Origin of the sequence: Affinundibacterium nitidum (genome assembly GCF_014284155.1) — a bacterium.
GTDB lineage: Bacteria > Pseudomonadota > Gammaproteobacteria > Burkholderiales > Burkholderiaceae_D > Undibacterium > Undibacterium nitidum.
Genome location: NZ_JACOFZ010000007.1, coordinates 85,379 through 97,581 on the forward strand (window position 1 = coordinate 85,379; position 12,203 = coordinate 97,581).

General features: G+C 48.4%; 11 protein-coding genes. All 11 read left to right on the plus strand.

All coding sequences use genetic code 11. The features are described 5' to 3' along the window. Positions 1 to 163 precede the first annotated feature (163 nt). The 11 genes from H8K36_RS15435 to H8K36_RS15485 all read left to right on the plus strand — a co-directional run bounded on the left by H8K36_RS15435 (position 164) and on the right by H8K36_RS15485 (position 11,679). Positions 164 to 400 (plus strand): hypothetical protein, encoded by a 237-nt coding sequence (locus tag H8K36_RS15435; RefSeq protein WP_186920455.1) that lies wholly within the window; start codon positions 164 to 166, stop codon positions 398 to 400. 199 nt (positions 401 to 599) lie between these two features. After that, positions 600 to 902 carry a hypothetical protein gene (locus H8K36_RS15440; protein WP_186917382.1) on the plus strand — a complete coding sequence of 101 codons (303 nt, stop codon included), beginning with the start codon at positions 600 to 602 and terminating at the stop codon, positions 900 to 902. Between the two features lie 308 nt (positions 903 to 1,210). Continuing rightward, complete coding sequence (gene minC, locus H8K36_RS15445; protein ID WP_186917381.1) at positions 1,211 to 1,975, plus strand: septum site-determining protein MinC; 765 nt, start codon at positions 1,211 to 1,213, stop codon at positions 1,973 to 1,975. 110 nt (positions 1,976 to 2,085) lie between these two features. Next, positions 2,086 to 2,901, plus strand: coding sequence for a septum site-determining protein MinD (minD, locus tag H8K36_RS15450; RefSeq protein ID WP_186917380.1), 816 nt, complete (start codon positions 2,086 to 2,088; stop codon positions 2,899 to 2,901). A 1-nt stretch (position 2,902) separates the two neighbouring features. Next, on the plus strand, positions 2,903 to 3,169 hold the full coding sequence (gene minE, locus H8K36_RS15455) for a cell division topological specificity factor MinE (protein WP_186917379.1): 267 nt from the start codon (positions 2,903 to 2,905) through the stop codon (positions 3,167 to 3,169). Positions 3,170 to 3,278: 109 nt separating this feature from the next. Then, the gene (locus H8K36_RS15460; protein ID WP_186917378.1) at positions 3,279 to 3,971 is read left to right on the plus strand and encodes a response regulator transcription factor; all 693 of its coding nucleotides are present in this window, start codon (positions 3,279 to 3,281) and stop codon (positions 3,969 to 3,971) included. A 57-nt stretch (positions 3,972 to 4,028) separates the two neighbouring features. Next, the gene (locus tag H8K36_RS15465) at positions 4,029 to 5,774 is read left to right on the plus strand and encodes a FecR family protein (protein WP_186917377.1); all 1,746 of its coding nucleotides are present in this window, start codon (positions 4,029 to 4,031) and stop codon (positions 5,772 to 5,774) included. A 17-nt stretch (positions 5,775 to 5,791) separates the two neighbouring features. Next, entirely contained in the window at positions 5,792 to 8,245 is a 2,454-nt protein-coding gene (locus H8K36_RS15470; RefSeq protein ID WP_329604233.1) for a CHASE2 domain-containing protein, read from the plus strand. A 90-nt stretch (positions 8,246 to 8,335) separates the two neighbouring features. After that, on the plus strand, positions 8,336 to 9,610 hold the full coding sequence (gene hemA, locus H8K36_RS15475) for a glutamyl-tRNA reductase (RefSeq protein ID WP_186917376.1): 1,275 nt from the start codon (positions 8,336 to 8,338) through the stop codon (positions 9,608 to 9,610). 188 nt (positions 9,611 to 9,798) lie between these two features. Then, positions 9,799 to 10,878, plus strand: coding sequence for a peptide chain release factor 1 (gene prfA, locus H8K36_RS15480; protein ID WP_186917375.1), 1,080 nt, complete (start codon positions 9,799 to 9,801; stop codon positions 10,876 to 10,878). 180 nt (positions 10,879 to 11,058) lie between these two features. Then, the gene (locus H8K36_RS15485) at positions 11,059 to 11,679 is read left to right on the plus strand and encodes an HD domain-containing protein (protein WP_186917374.1); all 621 of its coding nucleotides are present in this window, start codon (positions 11,059 to 11,061) and stop codon (positions 11,677 to 11,679) included. Positions 11,680 to 12,203: the final 524 nt, after the last annotated feature.

The window sequence follows — 12,203 nt, forward strand, 5'->3', positions numbered from 1 at the left end:
GTCAAATCCTCAAGTTAGCGCCTCTTTACACCGATTCCACAAACATTCTCGCTGGCACGAAAACTGCTGAGATGATTTCAATTCGTTTGTATTCAGCACCACTGTGCGTCAGTAAGTAAAGGTGAAGTCGATGGTTAGGCCTCGAATCTTTCAATTCTTTGATATGTTTACCGATCACTCTAAGCAGAGTGTGGTCAGCACTTCTGGCAGTCATGCTGGGACCAACTCTACGCCTGAAAAACCCACAGAATTCGTTGAACGTCGCAAGATTCCCGATCGTCGCTTAGCAGAACGACGCAAAGTCAACTGCCACCCGTATCTCGATACCCGCACAAACAATGGTCGACGCCGCAGTTTCGGTCGCCGAGCAACTGACGAAAAAGTCGAAACTCTCATGTAAGCGGAGACCGCTCAAGGTTTCCTTTCAGCAAGCTAAATTTGCCTCAAAGTTAACGAGCGGAAACGTTTGATCGAACTTTATTTCCATATGGAATTTTTAGGCGGAAATAAGCGCATAAAGACGTAAATTTAGAAGAAAATCCCTCAAGTTAACAACAGAGCTGCCGTTACTGAGCGGTTAGATTTTCATTCGCAAGGCCATGTCTCCTCTACAAATTTTTCGCATCTTCGATTATCAGCAGCCGAATAGCATGCAAAACGCTGCACGCCCAAGCCGCGGCAATCCACCTGTTCGAGGGGGACTGAACACGCAATCGGGCACTGAAGAAACGTTCATTGAACGCCGTCAAATCCAAGATCGTCGCGCCACCGACCGCCGCGAGAAACAGCAATCAACTTTTCTCAATACGCGCAAAACCCAAGGACGGAGACAAACTGCTGGACGTCGTGCAAGTGATGCCAATATCAAGCTCGATTACCGCCCAATTTCGCTCAAAGGTTAGCAGGAGAAATATCGCCTCAAATTTCCATATGGCAATTAATTCTTCATTTCGATTTGCATTTCACTTGAATGTCGCAACAGTTTGCGCCGTTTGTCATGAAAATCCCTCAAAAACCGCATTTGGACTCAATCCTCTTTTGCTAACTGCCTCATCAATTGGTACGATGTAGCCTATTGCATTCTTAATTCTAAAGACTGTTTTTTTTCATGTTGAAAGCAAGCGATTGTGATCAATCTCAACACTAGAAAAAACTCACCCTTAAAGAAAAAGAAACCAGATCAACATCGTTTTCAAATTGCTTCTCATTTATGCAAAATAGTCTGACACGTAAGCCCATAGAAATAAAAATATCCACGGTCGTGGCAGTCGCTGTAAGCCTCAATGAATCTGCACTCTCATCGCTTGAGCAAGCACTCAAGGAAATGACTGGGGGCGCACCCGATTTCTTTGATGACGAATTCGCTATTCTCGATATCGAATCCATTCAAGCTGAAAAACTCGATTGGTCTGCGATCATTACTTTATTTAAGACACATGGCTTACACGTTGTCGCTGTGCGTAACGCTGCAGAAGAAGATCACGCTGCGATCCGCTCACACGGTCTCAGTATCGATGTCGTCAGCAAAGCACGGCCTGAAGTGCCGAAAGAAGTCGCACCGGTTGAAGTAAAGGCTGCGCCCGTCGAAGTTACACCAACGCCGGCACCAGCGGCAGCCGTAGCGCCAAGTTATATTCCAGCGATGGTGATTGACACGCCAGTGCGAGCAGGCCAACGTGTGTATGCGCGAGGCTGCGATTTAATTGTCACCGCTTCCGTCAACAATGGCGCAGAAGTAATCGCCGACGGTAGTATCCACATTTATGCTCCGCTACGAGGTCGTGCTTTAGCAGGTGCTCGCGGCAATACGGAAGCACGTATTTTCGCCGCAGCGATGGAAGCGGAACTGGTGTCCATTGCAGGCATTTATCGCACTTTCGACAACGGGTTCCCCGAATTCAAAGCTAACCAGCCGGTACAAATTAAGCTGGTCGGCGATAGTATAGAAATGACCTCCATGAAGACAGCGAATTAAAAAAAAACTCGCGATCACATGGAATAACAACAGCAAGCATTTTCGTTTTTTATTGATGTTTATCCTTGATTAGATTTGCATTGATCAAGGTTTTATTGAAGGAGTACTCTGTGGCAAGAATCATCGTTGTGACATCTGGTAAAGGCGGTGTTGGCAAGACCACGTCAAGTGCGAGTTTCGCCTCTGGTCTAGCATTGCGTGGACATAAAACAGCAGTGCTCGATTTCGACGTCGGCCTCCGTAATCTCGATTTGATTATGGGCTGCGAACGTCGTGTGGTTTACGATTTAGTCAACGTCATTAGCGGCGAAGCGACACTGAACCAAGCGCTGATCAAAGACAAGCACTGCGACAATCTCTTCATCTTGCCAGCATCTCAAACGCGTGACAAAGATGCATTGACAGAAGAAGGTGTAGAAAAGGTTCTCAACGATTTGATCGCGATGGATTTCGAATATATTGTTTGCGATTCACCAGCGGGCATTGAACGTGGTGCGGTGATGGCCTTAACCTTCGCTGATGAAGCAATTGTCGTGACTAATCCTGAAGTGTCGTCAGTGCGCGACTCCGATCGTATCTTGGGCATCATTCAGGCCAAATCTAAGCGCGCGCAACAAGGTGGGGAACCAGTCAAAGAGCATTTACTGATTACACGTTACTCACCGAAACGTGTCGAGGCTGGCGAGATGCTCTCCTACACAGACGTTCAAGAAATTTTGCGTATTCCATTGATCGGTGTCATTCCGGAATCTGAAACTGTGTTGCATGCATCTAACCATGGTAACCCAGCTATTCACATGACCGGCAGCGATGTTTCCGAAGCCTATGGCGACGTGGTATCGCGCTTCTTGGGCGAACAGCCTCCTTTGCGTTTTGTTGATTACGAAAAGCCAGGTTTGCTGCAACGTATTTTTGGAGGTAAGTAAGATGGCTTTGCTTTCGTTTTTGTTCAACAACAAGCCAAAGAGTGCCAGCGCTGCAAAAGAACGCTTGCAGATCATCATTGCGCGTGAACGCAATGGCGGTCGTGAAGGCTACGATTTCTTGCCTGCGCTACGTGAAGAACTCATCGCCGTTATTTCGAAGTATACCAAAGTAAATCCTGATGACATCAAAGTGTCTCTCGACAAACAAGGTAATCTCGAAGTATTAGACGTTAACGTGATTCTTCCGGACGCTGAATTGCGCGGTTAATCCATGCAAAGGATCGTACTTGTATCGCAGGTACGATCCACAATTGGGATGGCGCACAAGGGCCATCTTTTGTGATTGATTATTAAGTAACGCTATTGACTGAGAACCTATGAGAATTGCCATTCTGGACGACGACCAAAACTTGCTCGATCTCACTGCGGCAACCTTAAGCAATGCTGGCCACACTTGCCATACTTTTTCCAGTGGTAAAGCGATGATGCATCAGTTGCATAGAGAAAGCTTTGACCTTTTGATTCTCGATTGGCATGTACCTGATTTAAACGGTACGGAAATCTTGAAATGGGTACGTGAAAAATTATCGACCACCCTACCTGTGCTGTTCATGACCAGCCGCTCTGGCGAAGATGACATCGTTGCCGGACTCGCTGCAGGTGCCGACGATTACATGATCAAGCCAATACGTCGAGCTGAGTTAGTCGCCCGCGTACAAGCATTACTACGCCGTGCCTACCCCACGCAAACGGCCAGCGAAATTATCAGCTTTGGCCCATACGAGTTTGATATCCGCGCTAGCCGTGCGAAACTCAATGGCGAAGAAGTCGAACTTACCCAAAAAGAATTTGACCTCGCTTTATTGCTCTTCCAGAATCTCAGTCGTCCACTTTCTCGCGCTTATATTTTGGAAGCAGTTTGGTCACGCGATATCGAAGTCCCTTCCCGTACCATGGATACGCATATCTCACGCGTACGCAGTAAGCTCGATCTGCGTCCTGAGAACGGCTATCGTCTCGCACCTGTGTATAGCTACGGCTATCGCCTCGAACAAATCGGTAAAGAATAAATCATTGATGCACTGGTCAGCTCGCTACATGGCGTACCTGACCAGATCGGAGAATTCATGCAAGTCATTTCGCACATTCAGGCAACTTCCCATCTTGCCTCGCCTTCGCTTGGGAAATTTATTCATCGCTTTGTCTCATTGGCGGGCGTGATAGGCGTTATTCTCTTAACGCTGCAAAGCGCACCGAGTCAGGCGGAAAAAGTGCGGGGCAAACCTGGTAGTACTGAGCTTATTGCCGCTGATCTCGTCTACTACGCATCCGAGCGCGATACTTTGATGTCCATCTCCAAACAGTTCACTGACACCACTTCACATTGGGAAGCAATCGGCAAACGCAATCGGATTGGTAATGAACGCGCTATCCCCATTGGTTCGGCCGTGATTATTCCTGCCGAACTGTTAGCGGAAGAAGCAGCACCAGCGCGCGTGGTTGCCTTAGCAGGGATAGTCTCAGCGACACTTAAAAATGGTCAAGAAGTCGCCATCGCCCTCAATAGCAGCATCAACGAAGGTACCCAAATTAATACTGGCAAAAATGGCTTTGTCACGCTCGCATTGGTCGACGACTCGAGAGTCTCCATCCCGTCCAACAGCCAAGCGATTTTGAATCGCTTACGCATCACCAAATTTACCAAGAGCCCGCGTACTGAAATCAAATTATTAGATGGTCGCGTCGAATCACAAGTCACTAAGCTCGATGCCAATAGAGGTCGCTTTGAGGTACGTTCCAAGTTGGCGATTGCTGGTGTGCGCGGCACCCACTTCCGGGTCGGTGTCAATGACAATGGCATCGCGAACGAAGTGCTTGAAGGTGGTGTAGCGGCAGGCCAAGCCGAAAAATCGAATACCGTCATTCTTCCCGCAGGCCAAGGCAATATCGTCACACGTGAAGGTGTAGGCAAGCCTGTACCGCTGCTGCCAGCACCTACACTCGTCACTGGTTTCCAATTGCAAGAACGACCTCGTCTCAACTTCAACTTAAATCCGGTCGAAGGGGCCAGCGAATATCGTGCTCAAATTAGCAAAGATGTGCAAGCACAAAATGTGGTCGCAGAGAGCATCACGAAAGACCTCAAGTTTCAATTTAGCGATCTCGAGGATGGTGACTATTTTATTCGCATGACTGCCATCGACAGCAATCACCTAGAAGGCCTCCCTAACGTGACGCCTTTTAAACTCAAAGCTAAGCCAGAGCCGCCTTTCCCACTGCAACCGAAACATAAGGTGCGTTCACAAACCATCGAATTTAAATGGGCACAAAGTATCGAGGCTAAGAGCTACCACTTACAAGTAGCAAGCGATGCACAGTTCAATCAAATCGTCTTAGATCAAAACCAAATTACTCTTGCGGAATTTAGTACCGACAAAATTAGTGTGGGGCAGTATTTTTGGCGCGTGGCGGCGGTTGCAGAGCGAACATCCGGCCCTGATCATGGTCCCTTCTCCAATCCACAAAGTTTTAGCGTATTACCAGGTCAAAGCGTCAATGCATTTGTCGATAATGGCGCTAACCAGCTTCATTTCAGTTGGCCATCGGAACCTGGACAGCGCTTTCTAGTACAGATTGCCAACGAACCTGAATTCAAAAAACCGCTACTCAGTAAAGAGGTAAGCGATGCACAAGTGCAAATGCCACGCCCCGAATCAGGCATCTATTACATTCGCGTTCGCGCCACCGATGCAGACCGTTTCATAGGTGCATTTTCCATGCCTCAGAAATTTGAAGTTGGTCTACGCTGGACAACTGGCACTGGTGAAAGCTTGCAATCAACAAGTGGTGTTGTTCGTCCAAACGTTCAATGAAAAATTAAAGGATCAGCGTGGCCATCACTCGTTTCGCCAGCTCGGTAAAGTCTGCGTTTATGCGGCGTCATCTCGCCTTGCGAGAATGGTTGATATTGGCTATTGGTCTATTGATTCTTGCAGCGATACTCATTTTCAGTCAGAGTTTAAAACGATTCGATCAAAGTCTGTATGACAAACTTTTGCAAACCCAATCCAGAGCCGCTCGCAATGACATCGTCATTGTTGCCATCGACGATTTCAGTATTGCAGAACTAGGTAAATGGCCATGGCGACGCGATATCCACGCCCAACTTTTGCAGAAACTCAGCGTAGCCAAACCAAAAGCCATAGGCTTCGACGTTATCTTCGCGGAAGCTGAACACAGTAACTCCAGCAACCTCGTTACGGGCGACGCGCTGTTAGCTGCGGCAATGCAAAATGCCGGCAATGTCGTCATCCCCCTTGCCAATGTCGATGCGGGTAGTGGCTTGCAAGCAGGCTTACCAATACCCCTGTTTGCCAATGCGGTGAGAGGTGTGGGACACAATCATATTGAACTCGATGACGACGGAGTCGCACGCAGCGTTTATCTCAAAGAAGGGACGCAAGGTCAATGGTGGCCACACTTCACGCTCAGTTTATATGACATTGGCCGAGGCTTGAATCGCGATATTAATTCGGTCGATTTAGCTGGCACCGTCATCCATGACCAAGAGTTTAGTTACAGCGCTGGCATCTGGCATCGCAATTGGCGCATGCATATTCCCTATTATGGAGGTAGCGGTCACTTTACGTCGATTCCCTACGTATCTGTGCTGCGCGGCGAAGTATCGAACGAAGTATTTCGGGATAAGTATGTGTTGATCGGTGCCACAGCTCAAGGTATGGCCGATGCTTTTCCAACACCGGTCACCTCAACAGAAGGAGTTTTATCCGGTGTTGAAATCAATGCCAATATCTTAGCGAGCTTACTCGACCAACGTAGCATTATGCCCGCCAACAATGCGCAAACGCTGGCCTTTACCGCTTTGATTTTGCTACTGGCACTGTCGAGTTTCCTGTTTGCGTCGCCACGCATTGCGCTTATCACAGTCTTAGGTTTGACTTTGTTTTGCGTGCTCAGTTGCGCCTTACTTCTGCATTTCGGATACTGGATTGCGCCCGGTGCCTCTATCGTGGTTTTGATCATCGCTTATCCGCTTTGGGGCTGGCGTCGCCTTGAGGCCGCCATCGTTTTCCTTGGTCAAGAATTTGTCTTGCTAGATCAAGAACCCAATCTATTACCGGAACCAAACGTCGAAATTGCTTCCAAAGACGGCATCCCCAGCCCAGCGCAAACACAAATTCAAGATCGGCTAGAACGTCATATTCAAGCGATGCGAGCGGCCGTACGGCGCGTACGAGACTTGCGTCAATTTGTGACCGATAGCCTGCACAGCCTGCCCGATGCAACGATGGTGACCACGATTGATGGCAATGTGGTTTTGACCAATCCTGCTGCAGTGGAATACTTTAAAAGCATAGGCATGCCGCATGTAATCGATACCTTGGTCCCCTATCTATTCTCAAATATGAGCCAGCCTCATACCGAGTATTTAGTGCAACCACAACAGTTTAGTTGGTGGCATATTCTCGACCTCGATCAAACTGAATTGCTGAGCAAAGGTGTTGAAGTCGAAGACCCGAAAGGCCGCGATCTGATTATCAAGAGTGCCCCCTGCTACACCAGCAAAAAAGTCTTGATCGGTTGGATCATCAGCTTGATCGACATCTCCGAAATTCGCCAAGCAGAGCGTCGTCGTGATGAGATGCTGCATTTCATTTCTCACGATATGCGAGCCCCGCAAGCATCGATTTTGGCTTTGATCGAGATGCAAAAAAATCCCGATACGGCAATTGAACATCAAGAGTTTTTGAAACGCATAGAAAAAGCATCCAATACCACCTTAAGTCTCGCGGATAGTTTTGTACATCTCGCCCATGCGGAGGCGACCGAATATCGCTTCCAAGAGGTCGACTTACAAGATCTCTTGATCGACGCCACAGAAGAAATGTGGACCTTGGCGAAAAATAAACGGATCACCTTACACAATGACATTCCTGAGGGTGAATATCCGGTACGCGTAGACCGCAGCTTGATGACCCGCGTTCTGACCAATCTCTTATCCAACGCGATCAAATACAGTCCGACCGATACCACCGTGACCTGCAGCTTAGGCTTCACCACACGAAATCTGAACGACTATGTGGTGTGTACGATTCAAGACCAAGGCTACGGCATTGCCCGTGCTGATCAAAGCCGTTTATTCCAACGCTTCCAACGTTTTAGCTTTGGACGCGGTCCCGATCAAATCAAAAATGATGGCGTTGGCCTCGGGATGGTATTTGTGAAAACCGTCATCGACCGCCACTTTGCGCAAATTCGCTTTACCAGCATCCCTGGCGAAGGCACCTGCTTTACCATCGAAATTCCAGCAAATGGTATCTAAATAACAATTGATTTTACTCAAGATTCGGCCCGTGTCGATGAAAGCCGGCTTGAGTCGCGCTATAATGCAGGCCTTCACTCGAAAATCATTATGCAATTACTCGCCGTCGGCCTTAACCACACGACTGCACCTCTCGCTTTACGCGAGAAGGTAGCCTTCTCGCCTGAGCAAATTTCTCAGGCGGTGGTGGGCGCACGTGCATGGTTTGCGCGTAATGGTTCCCAGCAAGCTTCAGAAACGGCGGTGTTGTCGACCTGTAATCGCACTGAGTTGTATGCGGTAGCCGATGTCGCTAATCCTATCGACACCACAGCACAATTCTTAGCCGATTTTCACAAGCTGCCCTACCAAGATTTACGCCATCATCTTTACACACTGCCACAAGACAATGCCGTGCGCCACGCTTTCCGCGTAGCCTCTGGCTTGGATTCTATGGTGCTCGGTGAACCGCAGATTTTGGGACAAATGAAAGATGCCGTGCGTCAAGCCGAAGAAGCTGGTGGTCTTGGCACTTATCTGCACCAACTGTTTCAACGCACTTTTGCGGTGGCAAAAGAAGTCAGAAGCACGACAGAAATCGGCGCACATAGCGTTTCCATGGCAGCTGCAGCCGTGCGCTTATCTCAACGCATCTTCGATAAGATCGCCGATCAAAACATTCTGTTTATCGGCGCGGGTGAAATGATCGAATTATGCGCGACGCACTTCGCCGCACAGAATCCAAAGAACATCACCATCGCCAACCGCACCTTAGAGCGCGGTGAGAATTTGGCGAACCGATTTAACGGTAAAGCGATACGCTTAGCCGATGTACCGAACCGCTTGCACGAGTTTGATATCGTTATCTCTTGTACCGCGTCCACCTTGCCAATTTTGGGTTTGGGCTTAGTTGAACGCGCCATCAAAGCACGTAAGCATCGCCCGATTTTCATGGTCGACCTTGCCGTACCACGTGATATTGAATCGGAAGTGGCACAACTCGACGACGTGTTTTTGTACACCGTGGATGACTTAGCAAGCGTCGTACAAAGCGGTTTAGAAAACCGCCATGCTGCTGTCGCGCAAGCGGAAGCAATTATCGAAACGCGCGTGCAATCGTTTATGCATTGGGTCGATGGTCGTCACGTGGTCCCTGTGATTCAAGACTTACACGAGACCAGCGAATTAGTCCGCCAACACGAACTCGAACGCGCGCGCAAAATGCTAGCCCGCGGTGAAGATGTGGAAGCTGTGCTCGAAGCACTTTCTAAAGGCATCACCGCCAAGTTCTTGCATGGCCCGCAACAGGCTTTGCATCAAGCACAAGGTGAAGAGCGCGCCCATCTGGTTCGCTTACTGCCGCAACTCTTCCGCACCAAACGTTAGCTAGGCTAGTTCCATCTCAACATGGACTGGCCGACTTGTGTTTGACCTCATTTTCCCAGTTCCATACTTAAGATTTTTTCGAATCTGACGCCGGTGGTAGTGCGAATAAGACGCCACCGAATCGTGATACCAGCCAACGATTCGAACCCCAATACAATCATCAAGCTATAGAAGATAAAGAGCACATCATGAAACCATCGATGCTACAAAAATTAGATCAACTTTCCGAACGCTTGGTCGAAGTTGGTCAACTCTTGGTGCAAGAAGGCGTCACCAATGATATGGACAACTATCGCAAGCTCAATCGCGAACATGCCGAGCTTGAACCATTGGTTGCGCTGTATAACAACTATCAACAGGCGCAAAACGACATCATCGAAGCGCAAGAGATGCTCAACGATCCTGAGATGAAAGAGTTTGCGCAAGAAGAGATCAGCGCGGCTAAAGAACGTATCGAAGGCTTGCAGCGCGATTTGCAAACCATGCTGTTGCCGAAAGACCCTAACGATGAGCGCAATATCTTGCTCGAGATTCGTGCAGGTACTGGCGGTGACGAAGCAGCCCTGTTTGCAGGCGACTTACTACGCATGTACACCCGCTTCGCAGAACGCAATCGCTGGCAAATCGAAGTGATGTCGGAGTCTGCATCTGAACTCGGCGGCTACAAAGAAGTCATCATCCGTATCGCAGGTTTTGGAGCTTACTCCAAGCTCAAATTTGAATCGGGCGGCCATCGTGTACAGCGCGTGCCAGCGACAGAAACCCAAGGTCGTATTCACACTTCAGCATGCACCGTCGCCGTCATGCCAGAAGCCGATGAATTAGTCGACGTGGTCATTAACAACGCCGATCTCCGTATTGATACTTTCCGCGCTTCTGGTGCCGGTGGTCAGCACATTAATAAAACAGATTCTGCAGTACGTTTGACGCATATTCCGACAGGCATTGTGGTCGAATGCCAAGACGGCCGTAGCCAACACCAAAACAAAGCACAAGCGATGCGCGTATTGGCGACCCGTATCATGGACGGCCAGTTGCGCAAGAAGCAAGCAGAAGAAGCGGCCACGCGTAAGAGCCTGATCGGCTCAGGCGACCGCAGCGAACGCATCCGCACGTACAACTATCCACAAGGCCGCATGACCGATCACCGCATCAACCTCACTCTGTACAAACTCGATTTCATCATGGATGGTGATTTAGTGGAATTGACTAATGCTTTGGTGGCGGAACATCAGGCGGAGTTGTTGGCTAGTTTGGGCGATGATTAAAGTTTAGAATTGCCTCGAGCGCTCTTTCAATAGATAAGGTGCGCTCCGGGGCTGCTCCATTGGTAGCGCACGTCAGTTAGGCGAAGACACTGGGTAAGCTTGATACATTTCATATTGAAGAACTAGTTGGCGTTTTCGCCCTGTACCACTCAAAATTAAATTTACTTCTTCAAGCCACTTATGCAAACCAATCCACTCATTCAAAGACTCACTTTTTTGAGTGAAATTGATCGCCTAAAATCAGTCATTCGGCAATCTCCGATACTTGACCAAAGCCGTAAGGAAAACAGCGCGGAACACTCTTGGCACGTAGCCATGTTCGCATTGCTCTTGCAGGATTATGCAAGCAGCAGCGTCAACATTGAACGCGTTATTAAGATGCTCCTCATCCACGACGTAGTCGAAGTCGACGTCGGAGATACGCCTATTCATGGAGGTTCATCACCAGACGAACAACATTACCTTGAAACTCAGGCGGCCAATCGGCTCTTTGGTCTACTCCCCAAAGAGCAGGCTGCAGAGCTCTTGGCGCTATGGCACGAATTTGAAGAGGCACAGTCTGAAGATGCACTATTCGCAAAAGCATTAGATCGAATACAACCATTGCTCGCCAATGTTAGCACCGGCGGTGGGACTTGGACCGAAAGCAATGTCACACTCGAACAGGTGTTACAGCGGTACGGTCCTACGATTGAGCGCGGATGTCCTGCGCTATGGAGTATCTGCAAGCAATTGTCTGAAGAACACTTTGCAATATCCAAACATCCAACGACTACGACCACATCGACTTCAATGAAGTAGTTTAAGAAACTTGGCAAAAAGATCTTTGATGTGTAATTCAAGGGTTCGACGATCAATGGTTTAGAGTGCACCATTTAATCTTTTAAGTTAGGTCTGTAGATGCCACAACGCCATTTCTTCGCAACAGCTGACGATCTGTTGTCTTTGTTCGAGCTAGTTGAGAAAAAACATAGTATTTGCTATGTACTTACGGGCCTTTTCGATCAACAGGAACGAACCAATTTCACCACCGGAACCTCATTACCAACGCTTCGAGCTACTGCGAAAGAATCGTCATTAATGTGTCCAACATACTTAGTTATGCTGAAGAATTTGGCCATCAATGTACGGAGCGTCGTGCAAACAGATGGCAGTGTTCTATACTCGGTTGATCAACTATTGAATCCCGATAGCATTACATTTACTCATGGTGGAATGTTTTCTCATGAAGTCCTCATCTCAGGGAGAGTTGCAACTGTATCTAGCACACCAACATCGAGATCACTACACTCGACCTTTTCCAATGCGATCGCAAAACTCTTCAC